18 protein-coding genes are annotated in these 25,449 nt (G+C 60.2%); 13 read left to right on the top strand and 5 right to left on the bottom strand.

The genetic code is table 11. The features are described 5' to 3' along the window. Window positions 1-4 precede the first annotated feature (4 nt). The gene (locus ACFSKT_RS16600) at window positions 5-853 is read left to right on the top strand and encodes an ABC transporter ATP-binding protein (RefSeq protein ID WP_377717196.1); all 849 of its coding nucleotides are present in this window, start codon (window positions 5-7) and stop codon (window positions 851-853) included. A 265-nt stretch (window positions 854-1,118) separates the two neighbouring features. On the opposite strand, the gene ACFSKT_RS16595 is transcribed toward ACFSKT_RS16600, so the two are convergent. Together ACFSKT_RS16595 and ACFSKT_RS16590 are read right to left on the bottom strand one after the other, a co-directional pair. Further along, a complete protein-coding gene (locus tag ACFSKT_RS16595) occupies window positions 1,119-2,366 on the bottom strand; it encodes a Fe-Mn family superoxide dismutase (protein ID WP_377717194.1) in 1,248 nt (415 codons plus the stop codon). Between the two features lie 149 nt (window positions 2,367-2,515). Next, window positions 2,516-3,625, bottom strand: coding sequence for an alpha/beta hydrolase (locus ACFSKT_RS16590; RefSeq protein ID WP_377717193.1), 1,110 nt, complete (start codon window positions 3,623-3,625; stop codon window positions 2,516-2,518). Between the two features lie 234 nt (window positions 3,626-3,859). Here ACFSKT_RS16590 and ACFSKT_RS16585 point away from each other — a divergent pair, with 234 nt between their 5' ends. From ACFSKT_RS16585 to ACFSKT_RS16575, 3 genes are all read left to right on the top strand, one after another. Continuing rightward, window positions 3,860-4,606: an IclR family transcriptional regulator gene (locus ACFSKT_RS16585; RefSeq protein ID WP_377717353.1), complete on the top strand. Its 747-nt coding sequence runs from the start codon at window positions 3,860-3,862 to the stop codon at window positions 4,604-4,606. A gap of 208 nt (window positions 4,607-4,814) precedes the next feature. Then, window positions 4,815-5,198: a hypothetical protein gene (locus ACFSKT_RS16580; protein WP_377717192.1), complete on the top strand. Its 384-nt coding sequence runs from the start codon at window positions 4,815-4,817 to the stop codon at window positions 5,196-5,198. A gap of 510 nt (window positions 5,199-5,708) precedes the next feature. Continuing rightward, the gene (locus ACFSKT_RS16575) at window positions 5,709-9,800 is read left to right on the top strand and encodes a galactose-binding domain-containing protein (RefSeq protein WP_377717191.1); all 4,092 of its coding nucleotides are present in this window, start codon (window positions 5,709-5,711) and stop codon (window positions 9,798-9,800) included. 386 nt (window positions 9,801-10,186) lie between these two features. Here the strand turns inward: ACFSKT_RS16575 and acnA are convergent, their stop codons facing one another. Further along, window positions 10,187-12,904 (bottom strand): aconitate hydratase AcnA, encoded by a 2,718-nt coding sequence (gene acnA, locus ACFSKT_RS16570; protein ID WP_377717190.1) that lies wholly within the window; start codon window positions 12,902-12,904, stop codon window positions 10,187-10,189. Between the two features lie 384 nt (window positions 12,905-13,288). On the opposite strand from acnA, the gene ACFSKT_RS16565 reads away from it, so the two are divergent. From ACFSKT_RS16565 to ACFSKT_RS16545, 5 genes are all read left to right on the top strand, one after another. Then, window positions 13,289-14,437 (top strand): amidase domain-containing protein, encoded by a 1,149-nt coding sequence (locus ACFSKT_RS16565; RefSeq protein WP_377717189.1) that lies wholly within the window; start codon window positions 13,289-13,291, stop codon window positions 14,435-14,437. A gap of 78 nt (window positions 14,438-14,515) precedes the next feature. Then, the gene (locus tag ACFSKT_RS16560; RefSeq protein WP_377717188.1) at window positions 14,516-15,625 is read left to right on the top strand and encodes a D-alanine--D-alanine ligase; all 1,110 of its coding nucleotides are present in this window, start codon (window positions 14,516-14,518) and stop codon (window positions 15,623-15,625) included. 190 nt (window positions 15,626-15,815) lie between these two features. Further along, window positions 15,816-16,136: a hypothetical protein gene (locus tag ACFSKT_RS16555; protein WP_148932164.1), complete on the top strand. Its 321-nt coding sequence runs from the start codon at window positions 15,816-15,818 to the stop codon at window positions 16,134-16,136. Next, entirely contained in the window at window positions 16,133-17,242 is a 1,110-nt protein-coding gene (gene uvsE, locus ACFSKT_RS16550; protein ID WP_377717186.1) for a UV DNA damage repair endonuclease UvsE, read from the top strand. The genes ACFSKT_RS16555 and uvsE overlap by 4 nt, the downstream gene beginning before the upstream one ends. 337 nt (window positions 17,243-17,579) lie before the next feature. Then, on the top strand, window positions 17,580-18,434 hold the full coding sequence (locus ACFSKT_RS16545) for an inositol monophosphatase family protein (protein ID WP_377717185.1): 855 nt from the start codon (window positions 17,580-17,582) through the stop codon (window positions 18,432-18,434). A 604-nt stretch (window positions 18,435-19,038) separates the two neighbouring features. Here ACFSKT_RS16545 and ACFSKT_RS16540 read toward each other — a convergent pair. Both ACFSKT_RS16540 and ACFSKT_RS16535 read right to left on the bottom strand, forming a co-directional pair. Further along, entirely contained in the window at window positions 19,039-20,355 is a 1,317-nt protein-coding gene (locus ACFSKT_RS16540) for a glutamate-1-semialdehyde 2,1-aminomutase (protein ID WP_377717184.1), read from the bottom strand. Window positions 20,356-20,740: 385 nt separating this feature from the next. After that, window positions 20,741-21,829, bottom strand: coding sequence for an LCP family protein (locus tag ACFSKT_RS16535; RefSeq protein ID WP_377717183.1), 1,089 nt, complete (start codon window positions 21,827-21,829; stop codon window positions 20,741-20,743). A 206-nt stretch (window positions 21,830-22,035) separates the two neighbouring features. Between ACFSKT_RS16535 and ACFSKT_RS16530 the strand changes: the two genes are divergently transcribed. The 4 genes from ACFSKT_RS16530 to bcp are packed head-to-tail and all read left to right on the top strand — an operon-like array spanning window position 22,036 to window position 25,266. Further along, on the top strand, window positions 22,036-23,151 hold the full coding sequence (locus tag ACFSKT_RS16530) for an ABC transporter ATP-binding protein (protein WP_377717181.1): 1,116 nt from the start codon (window positions 22,036-22,038) through the stop codon (window positions 23,149-23,151). Beyond that, on the top strand, window positions 23,144-23,938 hold the full coding sequence (locus ACFSKT_RS16525) for an ABC transporter permease (RefSeq protein ID WP_377717180.1): 795 nt from the start codon (window positions 23,144-23,146) through the stop codon (window positions 23,936-23,938). Before ACFSKT_RS16530 ends, ACFSKT_RS16525 begins: the two co-directional genes overlap by 8 nt. A 9-nt stretch (window positions 23,939-23,947) precedes the next feature. Beyond that, window positions 23,948-24,739: an ABC transporter permease gene (locus tag ACFSKT_RS16520; protein ID WP_377717178.1), complete on the top strand. Its 792-nt coding sequence runs from the start codon at window positions 23,948-23,950 to the stop codon at window positions 24,737-24,739. Between the two features lie 47 nt (window positions 24,740-24,786). Next, on the top strand, window positions 24,787-25,266 hold the full coding sequence (gene bcp / locus ACFSKT_RS16515) for a thioredoxin-dependent thiol peroxidase (protein WP_377717177.1): 480 nt from the start codon (window positions 24,787-24,789) through the stop codon (window positions 25,264-25,266). Window positions 25,267-25,449 lie beyond the last annotated feature (183 nt).

The following is a 25,449-nucleotide window of genomic DNA, read 5'->3' as shown; positions in this document are numbered from 1 at the left end:
CGCGATGAGCGTGCTTGAAGCGAAGGGGCTTGGCTTGTCTTACGGCGGCGCCTATATATTCGAAGATTTGAACCTGACGCTGCCCGAAGGGAAAATCACGGTGTTCATCGGCAGCAACGGCTGCGGTAAATCGACGCTGCTCCGCTCGATGGCGAGGCTGCTCAAGCCGCAGCGCGGCACGGTCGTTCTCGAGGGGAGCGACATCGCCGGCTTATCGACGAAGGACGTGGCGCGGAAGCTGGCAATACTGCCGCAGGGACCGACAGCTCCGGAAGGGTTGACCGTGCTCCAGCTCGTCAAACAAGGGCGTTATCCGTACCAAAGCTGGCTGAAGCAGTGGTCCGCCGAGGACGAGGCGGCCGTGCGGGAGGCGCTAGCCGCCACCGGCATGAGCGAGCTGGCGGATCGCGCCGTCGATTCGCTCTCGGGCGGACAGCGGCAGCGCGCCTGGATCGCGATGACGCTCGCGCAGGAGACGCCGGTCATTCTGCTCGACGAGCCGACGACCTACCTCGATTTGACGCACCAGATCGAGGTGCTGGATTTGCTCTATGAGATGAACGAGCGTCATCGGCATACGATCGTCATGGTGCTGCACGACATCAATCTGGCCTGCCGGTACGCCGACCATATCGTCGCGATCCGGGGCGGCAAGGTGGAAGCACAGGGACGTCCGGAGGACGTGGTGGATGCGGCGCTGATCGAGTCGGTGTTCCAGCTGAAATGCGAGATTATGCCCGACCCGCTGTACGGCACGCCGATGATCGTGCCTCATGCGAAAGGCCGCCTGCGTACCGTGCGGAAGACGGAAGACGAGCAGGCATCCCGGCTGCCGGTTAGTTCCGCGCGGTGAAGCGTGCCGCTCGGGCGGCGCCGAATCGTCGAATGCGGCTTCACGGCTCGACCACAGGCGAGTACGCCCACAGACCGTGACCTAATAGCAAACGAAAGCCCTCCGTTACGATAACGGAGGGCTTTATTGGTCGTACGGAGAGCCGCTGGAAGAGCATGCTTCTGCGGCTGGACGTCAGGCGCGTCGGGCCCACATACGCGTTGCCCTACGCAATCGCATCGCTTGAGCCTCTCCGATACATCTCCCGTACTTGTCTGCTATCCGCTCAGTACGGATCCCATATCAGCTTGCTCGCTTTCTTGAACCGTTCGTTGGCGTACGGCCAATTGACGACGTTCCACCAGCTCTTGATGTAATCGGCCCGCTTGTTCTGGTGCTTCAAGTAATAGGCGTGTTCCCACACGTCGAGCGGCAGCACCGGAACGACGTCCCATTGCGAGAGGTTCTGGTGCTTCTCGGCCGTCAGAATTTCGAGTCTGCGGCTGCGCGGACTCCAGACGAGAATGGCCCAGCCGCCGCCTTCGACCTTCTCGGCCGCTTGGCTGAACTGCTGCTTGAAGGCGTCGTAGCTGCCGAAGTCGCGCGCGATCTGCGCCGCCAACTCGCCCGTCGGCTGCCCCCCGCCTTTCGGCGATAGAGTCGGCCAGAACAAGGTGTGCAGATAGTGCCCCGCGCCGTTGAAGGCAAGCTCGCGTTCCCAGTGCTTCACGAGCGCGAAATCGCCGGTCTGCCGCGCTTTCTGCAGTTCCTTCTCGGCTTTGTTCAACCCGTCGACATAGCTTTGGTGATGCTTGTCATGGTGGATGCGCATCGTGGCTGCATCGATATGGGGCTCCAGCGCGTCGTAGGCGTAAGGGAGCGGGGGGAGCTTGTGCTCCCCGATCGGCACCTGCGCCGCAGGGGCGCGAAGCTGTTCCATGTTGTCCTCCTCCTTGGGGGCTGCCTCGGTATGTGATGCTCGCGCGGGCGAAGCCTCGCGTGCTGCGGCAGCAGCGGACTCAGCCGAAGATGAAGGGACGAATGGCGGCGTCACTGGATGCGTACGTGCAGCCTGAGGTTCGTTCAAAGCCTCATCTACGGTGCCGTCGGGGCGCGGAGACACCAGCGTCGCCAGCACGCATAGGAAATAATCCGACTCCCGGATGATGTGATGCACGACCGTGACGGCGACCGGGCTGGCCGCAATCGCGGCGCTCTCCTTGATCATCCGGTGAAGCTGTTCGATGAAGCGCTTGGATTGCTCGGCCGAGACGCGCAGCAGCGCGTCGACTTGCTCCCGGCAAGCGGGAGGGAGGGCGGCCGACTGCGGGACGAGCGCCGCGAGCAGCTTGTCGGCCGTCTGCGCCGTGCGCGCGAAGACGGGCTCCCATGCCTTCAGCAGCGCGACGTAGGGCGCCTCCAGGTTCGGCGCGATTTCGCGGATGACGACGGTATGTTCCATCTCCTGCGTCTTCCAGAATTGGATCTCTTCCAACAGCCTTAAGGGCATGTAGGGACCGTAAACAAACAGCAACGATATCGTCCTCCTCGTTATGTAGCTGGCTCGCGCCGCATGCGAAAAAGCCGCCCGGGAGAGCCGGACGGCTTAAGATGAACGTACTTGTTGCGGCGTGCCGATGCATCCTGTATCCAGCATATTCGGTCATTGGCCGGGATATGCCATTAGGAGGCGGATTGCGCGAGCAGCTGCTCGGCCTGCTTGTTCTTGAACGCGGTATCGACTTGGCTGAGGAACAAGGCGGCGCGACTAATATATTCTTTGGGCCGGGTCTGGAACAGCAGCTCGTGCTTGCCGCCTTCGACGATCCACTCTCTGGAGAGCGAGTTCGACTGCGTACCTGCGATCAGCTCGGCCGTGGCGACCGGCGCCTTGACGTCCTGGGTACCGTGCATGACGAAGATCGGCATCTCATAGGAGGTGCTCAGCACCTGCTCGGAAGGTATATGGTTGAAGTTCGTTCCGGTAAAGAACGGCAGCATCCACTGGATGAGCGGCAGCGACGGGAACTTCGGCAGGTCCAAATACTGCCGCACGTTGCCGTAGAGCGCTTCCGGCGTCGGAAGGAACAGGCTGTCGAGAATCATGGCATCGATTCCATCCGTCTGCAGGGCGGCTTGGAGCGCCGTGCCGGCGCCCATCGAGAATCCCCAGACGACGAGCTCGTCGGTGCCTTGGGAGCGGGCGTAGTTCACGGCGGCCAGCAGCTGCTGGGATTCTTCGAAGCCGCCGGTCGCCGGCGAGCGGTCGACCGAGGAGGCATATCCGTAATCGAACATAAGGACGTTATAATGCAGACGGTGGAGGAGCGCGGCCAAATCATACATTGGCACCCAGGTTTCTTCCCGGTTCGCCCCGTAGCCATGGCTGAAAATGACGGTTCGGCTCGTTGCTTGAGCCAGATCGGTCGAAGAAGCGCCTGCGAGCTGAGGGTCATCCTCGGCTCCGGCCGCGGCCGGAATATACCAGCCGTGCACGGTCGTGCGTCCGCTGGCGCTCGGGAACGAGACGTCCTGGTACGCGAGACCTTTGGCCTCCATCGGATTGGACGTGAGCGGCGCGACGTACGGATGGGCGATGACCCATGCGACATAGCCGTGAAAAACAAGAACGGCGAACATCAGCATCGCGATCAGCGCGGAGCATACCGCGATCGCCGCATGCATGCGGCGCGAACGGGAAGCGAGCTTCCCGGACGAAGACTCGGGGGACGGAAACAAACCGGGAGTGAAACTCCCGCCGGCGGGCAGCAATGGTGCGATCGAAGTGCTCATGGAGACTCCCCCTTTACCCAATCTTGTAAGCGCTTAAACTAGTTCTGTACTCCTATCGTATGATGGGCTGCGCTAGCCTGTCAATGTATGTCGACGTAATGTTAACGGCTTGTAACGAAGCTGAAATATTCGCGCGCGTCCTGTCATAATGCTTTACGAGAATGGTTCTCATTTGATATACTGAGCGTAACAGAGTTTCATTACGTGAAACAAAATGAAGGGTGGTGCGGCATCATGAGCGAAGAAGGCAAATCGAACGTTCGCGCGGTCGAGCGCGCATTGGATCTGCTGCTCTGTTTTACGATTCGAAGCGAGTGGGCGATGGGCGAGCTGGCCGAACAGACAGGTTTGCACAAAAGCACGGTGCACCGGATGCTCGCCACGCTTGAGGATAAAGGATTCGTCTCCCGCGACCGGCTGACCGAGCGCTACCGGCTCGGCCTGCGGGTATGGGAGCTGTCGGCGAACATGCCGCAGACGGATGATCCGGGCATTATCAGCCTGCCGGAGATGGAGCGGCTGCGGGATACATTGGGCGAGACGGTCAGCCTCTACATCCGGGACGGAGGCGAGCGGATTCGCATTCAGGCGGTGCAGAGCAATCAGGCCGTAAGAAGGGTGGCTCCCGTTGGCGCTCGCCTGCCGCTGTACGTGGGCGCGTCCAGCAAAGTGCTCATTGCCTTCGAGAGTCCAGGGAAACGCGAGGAGCTGCTGCGTGAATCGACATGGCCGGAGTCGATCGACCGGAATCAGTTCCGTCGCATGATGTCGGAAATTCGCGCCAGCGGCTACGCGACGAGCTTCGAGGAACGGGAGGCCGGCGCCGCGGCCGTGGCCGCGCCGGTGTACAACCGCTCGGGCATTCTGATCGCCGCGCTGTCCGTATCGGGACCATCGAACCGTCTGACGATGGACGCCATGGGCGAATACGTCCCGGCGATCATGGAGGCGGCCAGACGGATCGGCGCGCTGCTTCGATAGCGTGAATCGGATGAGAGAGACGTTCGGATCAGGGTAACCTGGTCCGGGCGTTTTTTTTGTTGCATGCCCTGCCTTACGACCGTACACGCAAGCGGACCCGCATCTCCCGTCGCCGTCGTTTCACCTCGCAGCCTAAGGTTAATAAACACTAGTTAAGGAAACATTTGGTGGACTATGGCCGTCAAGGAGTGCAAAGGGGGAGATAGGGATGAGAATACGCATCATATTATTGCCGTTGGTGCTCGCGCTTGTGCTGGTCGGCTTGACCGGTTGCGGTCCGGGGGCGACCTCTGACGGAGCGTCTGGCGATTGGAGCATGGCTTTCGTAATATGGGAGGGCGATACGTACAAGCGCGTAGGAGCGAATGGCGAAACTGTCGGGGAGGTCGGAGAGAAGCTGGGAGAGGTGACGACGTTCAGCGACGATGAAGCGAAGCAGGTCAAACGGGGAGAAGTCTTCTCCAACTTTTTGCCCGAAGGTACGGGACTGTACGCTATCGACGGCGTCGACGAGAAGGAAGCAATCGCGGCCAAAATCGGGACGGAGGGGCAGTATTTGAAGCTGGTCAGTTCCGGATCATATCCATATTGAACCGGCTTCGAGAACGTGCCTCGGCTCACTTTGCAGGATGAACATGCATGCGAAGGCCGGGCATCGGCAATGCCGGCGACTGCCGAGAGGATCGAAACCGGCATTCGCTAACGGCGAACGACGACGGTTTCCCGAAAGATGCCAGCCTTTTTTCAGCCACGCGGCAGATCGCAAATTCACGGCCAGAAACATGCGCTAGCCCACCATTTTCGACGCTTCCTGAGGTCGGGAAGCGGTGGTGGCGGCGCATGTTTTTTCGTTTTGTCCCCGTCACTTTCGTAAAAATCCGGGTATCAATCGCTAATTTCCGGCATGTTCCCCGGCCGGATGCGGGCGGTATACTTGGCATGCGTACGAGATAAGTGTCTCTATTCGATTCACCAAAGGGGGGGAGTCCGCGACTTCGGCAGGCGGCGCGCAAGCGACATCACGAACGGTCAGCAAGAGCGAGGGGCCGCGGCCAACAGCGATTACGAAGCACCGCCAATTTCAGACCATATGGGAGGTAACATGATGAACACCGCAAGTCAAACGGCGCCGCAGCGGTTGAAGAAACCGCTCATTTATGCCGTCACCGCAGCCATGCTGCTATCGATGCTGTCCTCGCTGCTCATCCGGGAAGCGCAGGCGGCACCGGGCTCGTATCTTTTATCGCAAGGCAGAACCGCCTACGCGTCTTCGTCGGAGGGCGCGAACGCAGCCAATTTGGCGGTGGACGGCAATACGGCGACCCGCTGGGGGAGCACGTGGGGAACGGATCCGCAGTGGCTCTATATTGACCTCGGCGCAACAGCTGCGATCGACCGCGTCAAGATTCAATGGGAAGGCGCCTACGCCAAAGCCTACAAAGTACAGGTGTCCAGCGACGAGATGACATGGACCGACGTGTACAGCACGACGACGAGCGACGGCGGCATCGACGATCTGACGCTGAGCGGCTCGGGCCGGTACGTCCGCGTCTACGGCACGCAGCGCGCGATGGCGGCGTATGGCTACTCGATTCTCGAGCTCGAGGTGTATGGCACGGGCGGCGTGAACCAGCCGCCGGTCCAGTACGGCCCGAACGTCGCCTTGAACAAGCCGGTGACCGTCTCCTCCTATGAGCAGTCGGGCTATCTGCCTCCGGGCGCGACGCTGCCCGCTAACGCGGTGGACGGCAACACAGGCACGCGCTGGGGATCCAACCATACGGACAACGAATGGATCAGCGTCGACCTCGGCTCGTCCCGGACGATCGGCCGCGTCGTGCTGAACTGGGAAGCGGCGGCGGGCCGCGCGTTCGATCTGCAGGTGTCGGCGAACGGCACGCAGTGGACGACCGTGTACCGCGAGCTGCGCGGCGCCGGCGGCAAGCAGGAGATTCCGCTGTATACGACCGGCCGCTATGTCCGCATGAACGGCATTGGCCGCGCGACCACATTCGGCTACTCGCTGTTGGAATTCGAGGTGTACGACTACGTGGCCGGTCAGCCGCAGCCGACGTATACGATCCCGCCGCTCCCGACGCCGACGAAGGTGTCGCTTGGCGCAGGCAGCTATTTGACCAACGACATCCGCATGCCGCAGCCGAAATATCCGGCGAACAAATCGAGCAGCGTGAACGCGCCGATCGCCTCGAACGACTGGTGGCAGTCGATTCTGATCAAGCCGTTCGGCGATTACTTGATCACGCTGCCGCTGAAGTCGAAATTCTTCCCGCAAGGCCTCGGCATCTTGAATCCGGGCGCGGGCTGGGCCAACGCCGACGGCAGCGTCGTCAGCGCGGACGGCAACCCGGATCTGTACGTGATGGCGAGCAACATCAACAGCGCCAACATGAAGCCGCGCGTCACCGGCTATGGCGACTGGTCGGTCAATACCGTGCTGAGCGACGACGCCACGGACAAGATGAAGGTGACGCTCTCCAAAGGCTCGCCGTACGTGTACAGCACGTTCAGCGATCCGAATGCCGTCGAAATCTACTCGCCGCTCATCAACCAGCTGTTCAATGACGCGGGTACCGCCGTGCTGACGAGCGACGGCGCGACGCTGACGACCGACCGCCTCGGCGTGAGGGTGGCCAACGTGGACAATCGGCCGAACGCGACGCCGCAGACGCGGTACTACGGGATTTTCGCTCCTCCGGGGACGGTATTCAAGAAGGCGGGCGCGAAGATCAAAATCCAGCTCGGAAGCGGCCAGAACTACCTCGCGATCGCGTCGCTGCCTTCCGCGGCCGACCTGAACAAGTTCTACCAGCACGCCTACGCGTTCGTGACCGACACGAAGGTCAGCTACAACTATAACGAAGCGACCGCGCAGGTGACGACGAACTTCAACATCACGACGGAGCTGAAGCGCACCGGGTTCTCCAACCAGACGCTCACGGCGCTCTATCCGCATCAATGGAAAATCACGAACTCGCCGCTGACGGCCTACACGTATCCGTCGATCCGCGGCACGCTCAAAGTGCGCGAGGGCAACGCCTTCACGACGGTCGACCGGTTCTTCGGCATGGTGCCGCAGTTCACGGAGCCGACGAATCCGGAATACAGCAAGACGAACATGAAGGCGTACCTCCAGACGCTCGACGAAGAGACGGCCACGAATCTGATGGCGGCCGACGCTTACTGGCAGGGCAAACGGCTTCATCCGCTCGCGATGGGCGTCCTGGCGGCCAATGAAATGGGCGAGACGGCCTACCGCGACAAGTTCCTCGCGAGAATGAAGACGATTCTGACCGACTGGTACACGTACACCGAAGGCGAGCCGGACTATTTCTTCTATTACAATTCAGATTGGGGCACGACGTACTATCGCGCCAGCGAATTCGGCGCCAACGTCGGCATTACGGACCACCATTTCACGTACGGCTATTATGTATTCGCATCCGCGGTGCTTGCCACGTTCGATGATACGTTCCGCACGCAGTACGGACCGATGGTCGACAACCTGATCCGCGACTACGCGAATCCGTCGCGCACGGACAGCATGTATCCATTCTTCCGCAGCTTCGATCCGTTCCAAGGCCACTCGTGGGCAGGCGGCTACGCGGACAACGACAGCGGCAACAACCAGGAAGCGGCAGGCGAATCGCTCTTCGGCTGGGTCGGTCAGTACATGTGGAGCTTGCTGACGGGCGACCAAGCGAACCGCGACGCGTCGATCTACGGCTTCACGACCGAGCTGAAGGCGATCGAGCAATACTGGTTCAACTACGATGGCGACAACTGGCTGCCGCAATGGCAGCACAAGTCGGTCGGTCAAGTATACGGTTCTTCCTACTTCTACGGCACGTTCTTCAGCGGCCTGCCGGTGCACATCTACGGCATCCACTGGCTGCCGACGGCGGAATACCTGACCAGCTATGGCCTCGATCCGGCCAAAGCAGCGGGACTGTATAATGGCTTCGTCGCCGACAACGGCGGACCGGAGACGGATTGGCAGCATATCGTCTGGCCGATCCAAGCGCTGAGCGATCCGCAAGGCGCGCTGGCCAAGTGGGACGCGACAAAGCTGCAGAAGAACGAAATTTTCAACACGTATTGGTTCGTCAACAACATGGCGACGCTCGGCACGCGCACGAAAGACGTATACGCGACGGGCTGGAGCAGCGCTACGGTCTATAAGAAAGGGAGCACATACTCGGCACTGGTGTGGAATCCGACCTCCGCGCCGGTAACCGTAACGTTCAAGAACGCGGCAGGGGCTACGACGGGCACGGCGGTCATCGCGGCGAAGTCGCTCGTTAAGGTGAACCCGATGACGAACTCGAACGCCGGCGACAACTGGACGAATCCGGGTGGCGGCAACAACGGGGGAGGCACGGGCGACACGACGAATATCGCGCTGGGTAAGACCGTGACTGTCTCTTCAAGCGAGACGCCGTTCGCGGGCGCGAACGCGGTCGACGGCAACGCGCAGACGCGCTGGGCATCGGCAAGCGGAGCAGACCCGCAGTGGCTGGCGATCGACTTCGGTTCCCCGCAGCAAATTAGCCGCGTGAAGCTGAATTGGGAAGCGGCGTACGGCAAATCGTACAAAATCCAAGTGTCCGACAATAGCACGGCTTGGACGGATATCTTCAGCACGACGACCGGAGACGGCGGCATCGACGAGATTACGGCGGCAGGCACGGGACGCTACCTGCGCATCTACGGCACGGAGCGCGGCACGGTCTACGGCTACTCGCTGTTCGAAGCCGAAGTATACGGCAAGCCGGCGGCAGCCCAGAATTCGACGCTGCTGTCCTTGAATAAGCCGGCGGCGGCATCCTCGGTACAGGATGCGTTCGCAGCTGCGGCGGCGGTCGACGGCGATAATGGCACGCGCTGGGGCTCGGCGACCGGCGTCGATCCGCAGTGGATCTCCGTCGACCTCGGCCAATCGCGCACGATTACGAGCGTGAAATTGAACTGGGAAGCTGCTTATGCCAAGTCGTTCAAGCTGCAGGTGTCGGCGGACGGCACGAACTGGACGGACGTCTACAGCACGACGACAGGCGCGGGCGGACAGCAGGATCTGACGGTGAGCGGTACGGGACGTTACATCCGGATGCTCGGCACGGAGCGCGCCACGCAGTATGGCTACTCGCTCTGGAACTTCGAGGTTTACGGGTATTAAGGTGTAGGGGAAGCGGCATGCGCGGGAAGGAGCGCATGCCGTTTTTTTATTATTGCTAAAAACGTAAAGCGTGTCCGCGGGAGCGGGCATAAGCGAGGGTCGGCATGGAGGCGGATAATGCTCGAACAAACGAGTCACCACCTCGGCAAAATGTCATGAACGAAGCTCGAACAAGGGCTTTGCCCGACGCTGAGGCCACTGCTTAGGTGTCTGTTGGCTACCTATGCAAAGAAGGCTCTCCCGTCGTCTATCCATGACGTAGGAGAGCCTTTGCTTTTGAGCGAGCCAAGTCGAATCGGTTTCCCTGAATCGCCTTCGACTTAAGCGCATAAAAAATTAGCGGGATGAAGGTTCATCCCGCTAATCACTGCTATGCTTAATTGCTATTACGCGTTGTTGTTCGCGATCATTTGGCGAAGTACCGTTTGGAGGATACCGCCGTTCCGGTAGTAGTCGACGTCGACCATAGAGTCGAGGCGAACGCGTACCGGGAATTCGAACGTCGTGCCGTCTTCGCGCGTGGCGATGACTTGAACCGCTTGGCCTGGCTGTACATCGTTCGTCAGACCGACGATGTCGAATTTCTCGCGGCCGGTGATGTTCAGCGTCTTCCAGCCGTTACCCTCTTGGAACTGGAGCGGCAGAACGCCCATGCCCACGAGGTTGGAACGGTGAATCCGCTCGAAGCTCTCGGCGATAACCGCTTTGACGCCGAGCAGGTACGTGCCTTTTGCCGCCCAGTCGCGGGAGCTGCCTGTACCGTATTCTTTGCCTGCGAGCACGACGAGGTTCTGGCCTTCGGCTTGGTACTTCATCGATGCATCGTAGATCGACATCACTTCGCCAGTCGGCAGGTAAGTCGTAACGCCGCCTTCCGTGCCCGGAGCCACTTGGTTGCGGATACGGATGTTCGCGAACGTACCGCGCATCATGACCTCGTGGTTACCGCGACGGGAACCGTACGAGTTGAAGTCGACTTTGGCTACGCCGTTCGCTTGCAGGTATTCGCCTGCAGGGCTGTCGCCTTTGATGTTACCAGCTGGCGAGATGTGGTCCGTCGTTACGGAATCGCCGAGCAGGGCAAGCACGCTTGCGCCTTTGATATCGGCCATGTCGCTGATGCCTTGACCCAGGTTCTCGAAGAACGGCGGGTTCTGGATGTACGTCGATTTCGCGTCCCACTCGTAGCTTTCGCCTTGCGGCACGTCGATCGCGTTCCAACGCTCGTTCTGCGTGAATACGTTCGCGTATTTCGCGCGGAATGTATCCGGGCTCATCGCGACGCCGATCGCGTCCGCGATTTCTTTGTTCGTCGGCCAGATGTCCTTCAGGTAGACCGGAACGTTGTCCGCGTCGTAGCCGATCGGATCTTTGGTCAGGTCGATGTTCACGGTGCCGGCCAGCGCGTAAGCGACGACGAGCGGCGGGGAAGCGAGGTAGTTCGCCTTCACCTGAGCATGAACGCGGCCTTCGAAGTTACGGTTACCCGACAGGACGGCAGCGACCGTCATGTCGTTGTCGGCAATCGCTTTGCTTACTTCGTCCGGCAATGGACCGGAGTTACCGATGCACGTCGCGCAGCCGTAGCCTGCAACGTGGAAGCCGAGTGCTTCGAGCGAATCGAGCAGGCCGGCTTTCTCGAGGTAATCCGTAACGACCAGGGAGCCTGGCGTCAGGGAGCTCTTCACGTAAGCCGGTTTCTTCAGACCGCGCTCGACCGCTTTCTTCGCCACGAGACCCGCGCCCAGCATAACGCTCGGGTTGGACGTGTTCGTGCAAGACGTGATCGCCGCGATGACGACCGCGCCCGTGCCCATTTTGCTCAGCGCGCCGTTCGGGTGCTTCACTTCGACGACTTCTTCGATCTTGTTGTCGGAGAGGCCGTAGCCGCCTTTGTCGATCGGCGTACGGATGATGTCGTTGAACGCATCTTTCATGCTCGTCAGCTCGACGCGGTCTTGCGGACGCTTAGGGCCGGCCAGGGACGGTACGACCGTCGACAGGTCAAGCTCGAGCACGTCGGTGAAGACCGGATCCGGCGTCTCGTCCGTACGGTACATGCCTTGTGCTTTATAGTACGCTTCAACGAGCGCGATTTGCTCTTCGGTGCGGCCCGTGTTGCGCAGGAAGCGAAGCGCTTCGTCGTCGACCGGGAAGAAACCGATCGTTGCGCCGTATTCCGGAGCCATGTTGGCAACCGTCGCGCGGTCTTCGAGGCCGATGCTTCCGAGACCAGGGCCGAAGAACTCGACGAATTTGCCGACAACGCCCTTCTTACGAAGGATTTGGGTAACCGTCAGCGCCAGGTCGGTTGCCGTCGCGCCTTCCGCCAGGTTGCCCGTCAGACGGAAGCCGATAACTTCCGGCATAACGAAGTACAGCGGTTGGCCGAGCATGCCGGCTTCCGCCTCGATGCCGCCTACGCCCCAGCCTACAACGCCAAGACCGTTGATCATCGTGGTGTGGGAGTCCGTACCGACGAGGGAGTCCGGATATACGACCGTCTCGCCGCCGATGGTTTTCGTTGCCGCTACGGAAGCCAGGTACTCCAAGTTAACTTGGTGAACGATACCCGTGCCCGGTGGAACCGCGCGGAAGTTGTCGAACGCCGTTTGCGCCCAGCGCAGGAAACGGTAGCGTTCTTCGTTGCGTTGGAACTCGACGTTCATGTTGTACTCGAGCGCTTCCGGGCTGCCGAACGCGTCAACCATAACCGAGTGGTCGATTACGAGGTCGACCGGCACGAGCGGGTTGATTTGTTTCGGGTCGCCGCCCGATTTCTTCACCGTGTCGCGCATAGCCGCCAAGTCCACGACGACCGGTACGCCGGTGAAGTCCTGCAGGACGATGCGGGCAGGAATGAACGGAATTTCCTTGTCTTCGCGGCCATCGGCCCAAGTTGCCAGTTGTTTGACGTGTTCCTTCGTGATCGCGCGGCCGTCGAACTGGCGAACGGCAGCCTCGAGCAGGACTTTAATGGAGAAAGGCAGCTTCGAGATGTCGCCGAGACCTTGCTTCTCAAGCTCGGGCAGCTGATAGTAAGCGTACGACTTGCCGCCAACTTCCAGCGTGGAACGAACGGAGTACTCGTTTTGTTGGGACATGGTTGGGTGAGACCTCCTAAATATAATAATGTAAGTGCTTCTATGGCCAACTTCCGAAGCGCGCGCCCTAGGGCGGCGGAAGCATGGGCGGCATGGGGATATGCGCGCGAATAACCGGACAACCGCCGTGCACCCTATGAAAGGCAACAGCAATTTCATCCAGTAAGTTTCACTGCGCGAAACATGATTTCAAAATTTCCTTGCTCTTAGTATACCGCGAATCCGTACGTTTCGTAAAGAAGATTCCTTGGATTTCCGCCGATTTCCGCCGTTTGCTAGACAGAATGAGGGCCCCCGCAACCATTCCTCATGATTTTGCCCGAAAGCTCATATAATGAACCAACTTTGCCCGCCAGAAAAAATGGTCGCAGGGAGGTTGACGTTATGCCGCGCGCAGGAAATAAAACGAAAAGAACGGTCAAACGCCCCGCATCACCCAAGCCGCAAGCGTCCATCGGTTCGACGGACCGCCGCGCAGCCGCGGCGGCCATCGAGCCGGAAGGGTGGAAGGGCGCGCTGCGCCAGTACGTCCGGCTGTATAATCAGGCCGAGATCGACCGCTACGCACCGGCTTTCGAAACGCTGCTCCAGGATCCCGACCATATGGCCCGCTATGGCGCCAAGCTGGCCAGATTGAAGGAAGCGGAGCTGCTGCGGGGCGCGATTCCCGGCAAAAGCGAGACGAAGGTGGAGATCGAGCGGGTCAGCGAATCGGCCTCCGGGCGGGAAGTGGTCGTGCTGCTCAAGCTGCACATCTCCCGCACGGTCGAGCAGCTGGGCCGGACCTATGCCGAATACCGCGCCGAACGCGAACGAATCTGGCTCTCCCGCGACGGCGGTGAATACCGCATTACGCGCATCGAGCCGAGCTTGTCCGAGCGGCGTCCCCGGTACGCGCTGCGCAGCCCGTCCGGCACCGAAGCGGACGGGTTCTTCGAAGAGGACGTCGACGGAGCGGCATTTGCAACGGGGTCAAAACCGTTCATAAATTATGATGTCTTATCGGGCTTCAAACCCTCGCGCGGCATTCGATACCGCCGTGATCTCGCCGCGGAATATGCCGACCGGTGGTGGAACGAAGCGAATCCCGCGTACGAAAATTTCGAGGTGAATTGCACGAATTATGTATCCCAGTGCCTCTTTGCAGGCCAAGCGCCGATGAACTATACTGGTAAAAGGGATTCCGGCTGGTGGTACAAGGGCCGCGTCGGAGGCCGCGAATCGTGGAGCTACAGCTGGGCGGTGTCGAACGCGCTGCAGATCTATTTGGGGGCGCCTAGACGTGTCGGCCTGCGGGCGATGGCCGTCGAATCGGCTTCGGAGCTGGCGCTCGGCGACGTCATTATGTACGACTGGAGCGGCGACGGCCGGTTCCAGCATTCGACGATCGTGACGGCATTCGACGCGAGCGGCATGCCGCTGGTGAACGCGAACACGGTTCCAAGCCGGCACCGCTATTGGGACTACAAGGATTCCTACGCGTGGACAGAACAGACGCGGTACCGATTCTTTCATATAGCCGATGAGTTTTAATGCGCATGCGCTTGGAATAAGCCGATCTGCATGGAGCCAGTGAAAGAGGGAAATTATACGTAACCGGAGGATTAGCACATGGGGGAGAAAGTGCGCGTTGGACTCGTTTACGGGGGACGCTCGGGCGAACATGAAGTTTCGCTGCAAACCGCGCTCGCGGTCATGAAAGCCTTTAACTACGACAAGTACGAAATCAAACCTTTCTATATTGGGAAGAACGGGGAATGGCGCTCCGGACAGACGCTGCTGGCGGCGCCGACCGATCTTGAACTCCTTCGCCTCGCGGGCGGAGACTCCACATCGGGCACGGAAGCGCTCATGCCGGTATTCGACAGCGCTCCGGCGGTGGTGGACGGCGCGGACGCGAAGCCGCTGGACGTCGTCTTCCCGCTGCTGCACGGCACGTTCGGAGAAGACGGCACGATTCAAGGGCTGTTCGAGATGGCTAATATTCCGTATGTGGGCGCCGGCGTTCTGGCTTCGGCCGTCGGCATGGACAAGATTCTCATGAAGAAGGTATTCGCGCAGGAAGGACTGCCGCAATGCGTGTTCCGGTATTTCAACCGGACCCAGTGGGAGAAGGACCGCGCATTCTTCATTATGGAGATCGAAGTGGCGCTCGGTTATCCATGCTTCATCAAGCCGGCCAACCTCGGGTCGAGCGTCGGCATCTCGAAGGCGCGCAACCGCGAAGAGCTGATTGAGGCCGTCAATTACGCGTTCCGCTTCGACCGCAAGGTCATCGTGGAGGAATTCGTCGACGCCCGCGAGATCGAGGTCAGCGTGCTCGGCAACGACGAGCCGCGGGCGTCCGTGCCGGGGGAGATCGCGTCCTCCAACGAATTCTACGATTACAAGGCGAAGTACATCGACGGCAAGTCGCAGATGCATATTCCGGCCAACATTCCGGCCGAGACCGCCCAGGCGGTGCGCGACATGGCGATCCGCGCGTTCCAGGCGATCGACGGCTCCGGGTTGTCCCGCGTCGACTTCTTCATGCGCAAGGACGACGGCGCGCTGTTCATTAATGAGGTGAACACGATGCCGGGCTTTACGCCGTACAGCATGTACCCGCTGATGTGGAAGGAAACCGGCGTCTCCTACCAGGAGCTGCTCGACACGTTGATCGAGCTCGCCATCGCCCGCCATGCGGAGAAGCAGCGCATCGATTACGGCGGCGGCAATTAAGGCATTTGCACTTATACTACGTACACCATGCAGGCGGCGGAATCTCCGCCGCCGTTTCATTATGCGTCCCTCTTCGGGGCATCCTTGTACATAACGGCATCAACGGGACAAGCCGTCCGGCCTCGCCAGGTTTAACTTGGCGGAGGAAGGGACGGCGGCATGGCAAAATCGATCACATGGAGGTTGGACGATGGGATTCCAAACGGAGTTTAATTCGGTCTGCAAATTCAAGTCCGCACAGGAGCTGTACGAGCTGCTCGAATACGGCAAGGGCAAAATGATGAAAAGCGGCTTCCGCGTCTTCCCGGCCGGGCAGAAAGTCATCGCCTACACGCCGGAGAACGAGGCGATCGCGATCGTCCGTATTCTGGCCTCCATCGCGGAGATTAACTTTCAAGGCGAGGAAGTCACTCAAGTGGAGATGGAGCTCGTCCGCAAGCTGACGGAGGAGGAAGCGCGCGTGCAGACGGCGCTCGCCTACGAGATGTTCTTCGGAGAACAGGGCGCATGATCGTCCGCTTCGGCTTCGTCGCCATGACCACGCTGCTGCCGAACAAGTCGCCGTCCAAGACGATGACGTACGCCAATTTCACGAAACTGGCCGATAGGGAGGCCGGCCTCCGCAAGCTTACGCGGATCGCCGAAGAGAATTTGCACAACACGCTGAAGGTCATGCGGCACGCCGTGGCGCACGATATCAAGATGTACCGTTTCTCGTCCAAGCTCATTCCGCTCGTCACGCATGACGAATTCGCGGATTGGTCGCCTTGGCCGGATCTGCGCCCGTCGTTCCAAGCGATCGGCGCCTTCGCGAAGGAGAAGGGAATGCGCGTCTCGTTCCATCCGGACCACTTCTGCGTGTTCAGCACGCCGCGGCCCGAGGTGCTGGCCAAGTCGAAGGAAGACATGGCGTACCATGTGCGGATGCTGGAAGAGATGGGGCTCGACGAGTCGGCCAAATGCAACATCCACGTTGGCGGCGCCTATGGCGACAAGGCGAAATCGCAGGCGAGATTCATTGAGCAGTTCGGCGCGCTGCCGGACCGTCTTCGCAACCGGATCACGCTTGAGAACGACGACAAGACGTTCACGCTTCGCGAGACGCTGGAAGCGGGTGAAGCGGTGCGCACGCCGGTCGTGCTCGACCTGCATCATCACGCCGTTAACGACGGCGGCGAGAGCGAGGCGGCTTTGTATGGCGACCTGTGGCCTCGCATACTCCGCTCGTGGGATTGGCAGGGCGGGACGTCGCAGCCAGAGCCCGAGCTGGTCGCCGCGGGAGCATCCCGAGCCGGAGACGGCGGAGACGCGGGTCGTACAGCCGCCGGGGAGACCGGCGGCGCGCCCGTCAGCTTCGAAGGACGTTTGGCGCCGAAGCTGCATCTGTCGAGCCCCAAGAGCGAGCGCGATCCCCGCGGACATGCGGACAACGTCGATGCCGGGCCGGTGCTGCGCTTCCTGCAGGAGGTGGCAGGCTCGGTCGACCAGCTGGACTGCATGCTCGAAGCGAAGAACAAGGATGGCGCGGTGATCGCCATCATGGAAGATATGAAGCGGCTCTCGGCGGCGGGCCAAGGCATTCGCATTCTCGACGGCGCGACGATCGAGATTGTGTGAAGGACGCCGATGGACATTGCGAATCGCCGGACGATGACGTCCGGCGGCGGCAATGTCTTTTTTCATGCGTATCGCGGGGTAGCGAACCGGCAGGCGGTTGGAGTAAAATCAGAAGTAACAGGAAGGAGGCGAAGGGAAGCGATGCTGGCAATCGCGCTTCTCGTCGAAAGAATCGTCCAACTGTAATCGTGCCCCGTTATGGATGTGATTGGGGGACTGGTTGTCCGCCGGGTAGGACGAAACTTTGCGCCATGGGGGGCGTATAGTAGTAAAAGCTTTGCAAGCATATCAGGCCTGCGAGAGCAGCGCCGAACCTTGAGGAAAGTGGTGTAGGCCCGTGAGTGATCAGCAGCAGCAGCCCGCAGTGGGAAGCAAAAGCTTTACCGCCGTGGCTATCAATTGCGCCGCGAAAGCGGGCGAATGGATCAAGACGAAACTCGGTAATCATACAAGCTTATCGTTGAAATATTCCGCGCAGGATCTGGTGACGGAAGTCGACAAGGGCTCGGAGAGAATGATCCGCAGCCTCATTCAGACGCATTTCCCGGAGCATTCGTTCCTGGGCGAAGAGGGCGTCGAGCCGGGGCCGGAAGCGTCCGCGAAGGCGCTGCAGAGCGTGAGGGACGCCGAATACTTATGGATCGTCGATCCGGTGGACGGCACGACGAATTTCGTGCACGGCTTCCCGTTCTTCTCGGTGTCCATTGCGCTCGCCCACAAAGGTGAAGTGATCGTCGGCGTCGTCTACGATCCGATGCGCGACGAGCTGTTCGTCGCTGAGAAGGGCAAAGGGGCGTACGTGCACGGCAAACGGATGACGGTAGCCAACGAAGAGACGATGAAGCAGAGCTTAATCGCAACCGGCTTCCCGGCCGACCCTTCGTTCGCGCTGCCGCTCAATATGCGCGGACTTACGGCGCTGGCGCCGGAAGTGCGCAATATCCGTTCCGGTGGCTCGGCCGCGCTGCATATGGCTTACGTGGCGGCCGGCCGGCTGAGCGGGTTCTGGGAAATCGGCCTGAACGCCTGGGATTTGGCGGCCGGCTCACTGCTGGTGACCGAATCCGGCGGACAAGTGACGGATACGAAGGGCAATGCGTACGACCTGGGCGTGCGCCACGTCGTGGCTTCCAACGGGCACATTCACGAGGAGTTCCTCGGGCTCTTGGCCAAGGCGGACGCGGCGGGTTAAAAGAAAAAGAGCGTCTGCACCCCATAATGGCGGTGCAGGCGCTCTTTCGTCTCTTAGGAGGGTGGACAGTCTCCCCCATCCCCGTGGGAGATGCTGTCAGTTAAGGAATAACGTCGGATGAAGCCACTTGTGGCTTGCAGTTGACAGGCTTATGTCTTAGGTCTGCCTTGAAAACCCACTGAAGCTTTGTCCGAGAGGACAAAAGCGTGCCCCGCTCGAAGCAACCCGCCGCCAGCGAACAAACGTGCCCGCACGAAGAGGGGAGTCCATAGGGCGAAGCCCTATGGTTCCCCTCAGCGGAGGGGGCAATGCTGTCTGGTTAAGGAAAGCCACTCAGGACTAAAGTTTACAGGCGCTAGTGTTAGGACGGACTTCAACACCTACTGAAGCTTTGTCCGAGAGGACAAAAGCGTGCCAACCACTAACCGCCCCGCCAACCGCGATCCAACTCGCCAGCACGAAAACGGGAGTCCAGAGGGCAAAGCCCTTTGGGGCCTCCTCGGCGGAGGAGGTGGGAGGAGGGAGCACCAAAAGTGGGGTCAACGGGGCGCAGCCCTCTTAACCTGACAGCATTGGCGCCGTGCGAACGAAGCGATGGCAGCGATTAACGCGCCATCTGACGCAGCGCGTTGTCGGCCGCTTCGATCGTTAACGCGATATCGGCTTCCGTGTGCGCGGTCGTCAAGAACCATGCCTCGTATTTGGACGGCGCGAGGCAGATGCCCTGCTCCAGCATGAGCCGGAAGAATTGCGCGAACGCTTCGCCGTCCGTATCCTGGGCTTCGTCGTAGTTCGTAACCGGATGCGCGCAGAAGTGCGTCGAGAACGAACCGCGGATGCGATTGACCGTCAGCGGTACGCCGTGGCGGTCGGCCGAATCCTTGATCGCATTCGCCAGCTTAGCGGCAAGCGCGTCCATTCGTTCGTAGACGCCGGGTTGCTCCAGCACGTCGAGACAGGCGATGCCCGAGGAGATCGAAGCCGGGTTCCCGGCCATCGTGCCCGCCTGGTACGCCGGTCCGAGCGGCGCCACCTGCTCCATGACTTCCCTGCGTCCGCCGTATGCCCCGATCGGCAGGCCGCCGCCGATGATTTTGCCGAGGGCGGTCAGATCCGGCTCGATCGCGGCGTGGTCCGGGAACGCGTCGAACGTCTGAGATGTGCCGTAGTGGAAGCGGAAGCCCGTAATGACCTCGTCGTAGATGACGAGCGCGCCGGCTTCGCGGGTCATGGCGCACAGGCCTTCGAGGAAGCCCGGCTTCGGCATAACCATGCCGAAGTTGCCGACGATCGGCTCGACCATGACGGCCGCGACGTCGTCGCCCCAGCGCTCGAGCGCCTGCTTCAAGCCTTCTAGATCGTTGAACGGCACGGTGATGACTTCGTGCGCGATGCTCGTCGGGATGCCGGCGCTGTCCGGAATGCCGAGCGTGGAAGGGCCGGAGCCCGCCGCGACGAGCACGAGATCGGAGTGGCCGTGGTAGCAGCCGGCGAACTTGATGATCTTGTTGCGCTTCGTGTAGGCGCGGGCGACGCGGATCGTCGTCATGACCGCCTCCGTGCCGGAGTTGACGAAGCGAACTTTGTCGAGCGACGGGATTGCCGCCTTCAGCTTCTTGGCGAGCGTAATTTCAAGCTCGGTCGGCGTGCCGTACAGCACGCCGTTCTCGGCCGCGCGCGTAATGGCCGCCGTGATGTGCGGGTGGGCATGTCCGGTAATGATCGGGCCGTACGCGCACAGGTAGTCGATGTAGCGGTTATCGTCGACGTCGTAGAAGTAAGCGCCTTGCGCGCGCTTCATGAAGACGGGCGCGCCGCCGCCGACCGCCTTGAACGAGCGGGACGGGCTGTTAACGCCGCCGACGATATGCTGCAGCGCCTCGGCGTACAGTTGTTCGGAATGTGGTCGTGAAGTAGTCATAGGTTGGGTGACCTCCTTGGATATATGTAGGGTACCGGCCGGGACAAGCTAGCCATCAATTCGGGCTGGCGCAGCTGAGCGCGCAGTTCATTCTCTGCGAGGCTCCTCGCCCGGATGCGGAGCTAACCTGTACAGACTTACCCGGAATAACGGTGAGGGCGGATCACGAGGCGAATCGCCGATCGTGCCAGTTAAGTATGGAAGCACGTCCGCGCCTCACGGAAGGTAGACAAGCGCGTGGCCGTGGGACATTTCGGCATCTATCAGTGTACCTCATTCGCAAGCCGAACGGAAAGCGCACCCCGTTAACGCACGAAAGAAGACGGCCCGCGTTGGCGGACCGTCCCTTAACCTGTTAATATTGTCGTGTCGTATCCGCAATGGATTAGTTGGTCGCGGCGTCCTCTGTCGCGGCCGGCTCTTCCGTGCCGCTCGTCGCCGCGGCGCCGTCCGCGCCCTCAGTCGGGACGGCCGGCGTCTTCGTCTTCGCCAGCTCATCTTGGATGAACTGGTGCAGGGCGTCCTCGTCGCGCACGGAGAGAACCGAAGCGCCGCTCACTTTGCGGTCGCCGATCAAGTCCATCGGCGGCACCTGAGCGGAGCCTTCCATCGAGATGCCGATGCCGAGCTGGCCGAGCTTGATCATGTCGGATACGCCGAGGTTGGACTTGATGTAAGGCGACACGCTGTCGACGATCTCCTTCATCTTGAGCAGGCTCCAGCCGGATTTCAGCTTGTCGGCTACGGCCGAGAGCAGATTGCGCTGGCGTTCGGTACGGGTAAAGTCGCTCATCGCGTCGTGGCGGAAGCGGACGTACTGCAGCGCTTTGTCGCCGTCGAGATGCTGCTGGCCTTTCTTCAAGTGGATATCGTACCGGTTGCCGTCCGCGTTGTCGACGTAGTTCATGTTCTTCTCAACGTAGAAGTCGATGCCGTCGATCGCGTCGATAAGCGATTTGAATCCTTCGAAATCGGTATAGACATAATATTGAATATTAAGGCCGAGCAGATCGCCGATCGTCTTCATCGCCAGGTTCGGTCCGCCGAGCGCGAGCGCCGTATTGATGCGGCCTTCGCCATGGCCTTCGATCTCTACGTAGGTGTCGCGCAACACCGAGAACAGATGGCCTTTCTTCGTGACCGGATCGATGGAGGCGACGAGCATGGAGTCGGAACGCGCTTGGTCGTTCTCCTTCAAGCCGCGATTGTCGCCGCCCATGAGCAGAATGTTGACGCGCTCGGTGCCTTCCCATTCGTCGGGCTTGAGCGTTTCGTCTTCGATATGGTCGCCGATCGGAATTTGCGGCTTGTCGTTATTGAGGCTGTCCAGTCCGCGGTAAGCGCCGAAAGCTTGGTAGCCCATATAGCCGGCGAACACGAGAATCAAGAGGCCGATCGTCAGAAGAGGCCATTTCCAAGGCCGTTTCTTTTTGGCCTTCGCCTTCTTTTCTTTCATAGCTTCAACGCGAGACATAAGGGTATCTCCCACTCCATTCGTTTCTTATAGATCATGATAGGATGATATCGGCTGCATTTACCTTCTATCCAAACTATTGTAGTATTACATATCATAAAATTATAGATGGCCTTATCGGATGGAATCAAGTTTTATATATTAACAACGAAAACGGTAGATATTTCCCAGGAAATGTCGAAAGCGAAAAGAGGGATGAAGTCCATATGCTTGCGATTGACGTTCAGGATTTACGCAAGGAGTTCAACGTGCAGCGCAACCGCGAAGGTCTCGGCGGGGCGCTCAAGGATTTGTTCAAGCGGGAGTATAACCAGATTCGCGCGGTCAAAGATATTTCGTTCCAAATCCCGCAGGGCGAAATTTGCGGCTATATCGGCGAGAACGGGGCAGGCAAGTCGACGACGATTAAAATGTTGACCGGCATTCTGGTGCCGACGTCGGGCCGCATTCAGGTTAACGGCTTCGTTCCGTATAAAGAGCGGGAGAAATTCGTGCGCGGCATCGGCGTCGTCTTCGGACAGCGCAGCCAGCTGTGGTGGGACATCGGCGTGATCGAGTCGTTCCAGCTGCTGCGCAAAGTGTACCGCGTGTCGGAAGCCGATTACCGCAAGCGGCTGGATGAACTGGTCGAAAGGCTGCAGCTGGCCGAGCTGCTGAACCGCCCGGTGCGCAAGCTGAGCCTTGGCCAGCGGATGCGCTGCGAGCTGGTCGCTTCGCTGCTGCACAACCCGTCGATTCTGTTCCTCGACGAGCCGACGATCGGCCTCGACATTGTCGTGAAGACGGAGATTCGGGATTTCCTCAAGCAGATGAACAAGGAGCACGGCACGACTATTTTGCTGACGACCCACGATCTGCAGGATATCGAAGCGCTCTGCTCGCGGGTCATCATGCTCGACGACGGACGGATCATCTACGACGGCGGGCTCGACGAGCTGAAGGCGCGCTGGAGCAAAGGACGGGAGATCCACTTCCAATTCGGCAACCAGCCGGAGCTGGCCAAGCTGCGCGAGCGGACGAACGATCTGGACGGCATCGTCTGGTCGATCGACAACGAGCTGACGGCCAAAATGTGGCTGCCGCACGCGGTCAACGTGTCGGATGCGCTGGCGCGCGTCGTCGGCGGAGGCTCGGACATCCGCGATATTAAGATCGTCGAGACGAACACGGACGAAATCGTGCGCGAGATCTACCAATCGGGCTCCGCGTCGAAGGAGGCGACCGAGAAGCTGGCGCAGGCTTCGGACGAAGGCGCTTCGAACGGCGGCAAGCCGGACGATCAGGCGGCGGAGGGCGAGAAGGAGCCGGTGAACCATGCTTAGCGCCTACATCGACCTGATTCGCATCCGGTTCATCATGATGCTGGCGTACCGGGTCAATTACTATAGCGGCATTCTTATCTATACGCTGAACATCGGGGCGTATTATTTCCTCTGGCAGGCGATCTATAATAACCAGACCGAGCTCGGCGGGTTCTCGCTGGCCCAGATGACGACGTACGTCGCGGTATCGTGGATGGCGCGGGCGTTCTATTTCAATAACCTCGACCGGGAGATCGCGAACGAAATCCGCGACGGCAGCGTGGCGATCCAGTTCATCCGGCCGTATTCGTACTTGATGGTCAAAATGATGCAAGGCTTCGGCGAAGGGATTTTCCGTCTGCTGCTGTTCATGGCGCCGGGCATGGTGCTCGCGTGTCTGCTGTTCCCGGTCAGTCTGCCGACCGATCCGGGCGTATGGGTGCTTTATCTGGTCATGCTGGTGTTCAGCTTCCTCATCAACTCGCAGATCAACATGCTGACCGGGCTGTTCGCGTTCTTCGTCGAGAACAACGAGGGGATGCTGCGGATGAAGCGGGTGCTCGTCGACTTGTTCACCGGCGTCGTCATTCCGATCTCGCTGTTCCCGGGCTGGCTGGAGGTGCTCATGAAATGGCTGCCGTTCCAGGCGATCACGTATTTGCCGAGCTCCGTCTTCACCGGTCGGACGACCGGCGCGGACGCCTGGCACGTGCTGCTGCTGCAGGCGGTGTGGTTCCTCGTGCTGATCGTCCCGATTCTGTGGGTATGGCGGAAGGCGCGGACGCGGTTGTTCGTGCAAGGAGGTTAAGCGAAGCTTATGTTCTATGTGACCCTGTTATGGGAATATATGAAGAATTACGCGAAGACGCGGCTCACCTACCGGGCGGATTTCTGGCTCGAGGTGTTGTCGGACTTGATGTTCCAAGGGCTTAATTTGATTTTCATCCTGATCGTGTTCCAGCATACGCCGACGCTCGGCGGCTGGTCGGAGGCCGAGGTCGTGTTCGTGTACGGGTTCTTCATGGTGCCGTACGGCATCTTCACGACGTTCTTCAACTTGTGGAACTTCAGCGAGCGGTACATCGTCAAGGGCGAGATGGATCGGGTGCTGACGCGCCCGGCGCACAATTTGTACCAGATCCTGCTCGAAAATATCGACCCGCCGTCCTTGATCGGCTCGGCGGTCGGCCTCGTCATCATGGGGCTGAGCTGGTCGCAGCTGGGCCTTCCATTCGAGCTGCTCGATCTGGTCATGATGCTCGTGTTCATCATCGGCGCGGTCATGATCTATGCGGGGCTGTACACGGCGCTGACGGCGATCTCGTTCTACTCGGACGCGCCGACGGGCATCCTGCCGCTCATGTACAACATTCAAGGGTACGGGCGGTACCCGATCAATATTTATAATAAAGCGATCCGCTTCCTGCTCACATGGCTGCTGCCGTTCGCGTTCGTCGGCGTCATTCCGGCGTCGTATTTCCTGGGCCGCAACGAGGACGGCTTGGCGACGCTGGCGCTGTACACGCCGCTCGTCGGGGCGATCGTGCTGCTGATCGGCCTTGGCATCTGGAACCGGGGAATCAAGCGGTACCGGGGCGCGGGTTCGTAGGAACGGGCGAGGCTTCAAAGGCAAGAGGAGAAAGAGGTTGGGAGTGTATGGGAGCTACAAAGGCGAAAGCGGTGCTCGGCAAAAAAGCGCCGAATTTCACGCTGCCGGCCGCAAGCGGCAAGAGCGTGTCGCTTAGCGATTACCTCGGGCGGAAGGTGGTGCTGTTCTTCTACCCGAAGGATTTGACGACGGCGTGCACGACGGAAGCGTGCGACTTCCGCGACGCGATGCCGGATTTCACGGAGCAGGGCGCGGTGCTGCTCGGCATCAGCATCGACGACGTCGCGACGCATGAGCGTTTTATCGCCAAATACGATTTGCCGTACGAGCTGCTGGCCGATACGGATCATAAGGCGTGCGAGCTGTACGGCGTCTGGCAGCTGAAGAAGCTGTACGGGCGCGAGTATATGGGCCTCGTGCGCTCGACGTTCCTGATCGACGAGAAGGGCAAGCTCGTCCGCGAGTGGCGCAACCTGCGCGTGAAAGGCCACGTGGACAACGTCCTGCAGGCGGTGCGCGGGGAATAGATACAAGGTTCAAATGGGAAGGGCCGTCTCTGGGGAGGCGGCTCTTTTTGTCGTGTGCGGATAAGGACGGTGACGCGGACGGAAGCGGGAATATTCTATCGTTAATAGGCTGCCGCCGAGAGGGCGGGCGCCTTTCCTCCTAATCTACCTTTCTAGCAGGTGTAAACCGCGCTGGATGTGGCG

It is taken from the genome of Paenibacillus xanthanilyticus, from assembly GCF_042682185.1.
GTDB lineage: Bacteria > Bacillota > Bacilli > Paenibacillales > Paenibacillaceae > Paenibacillus_Z > Paenibacillus_Z xanthanilyticus.
The sequence above is the reverse complement of the archived record's forward strand: the minus strand, read 5'-3'. Positions and strand labels throughout refer to the sequence as shown.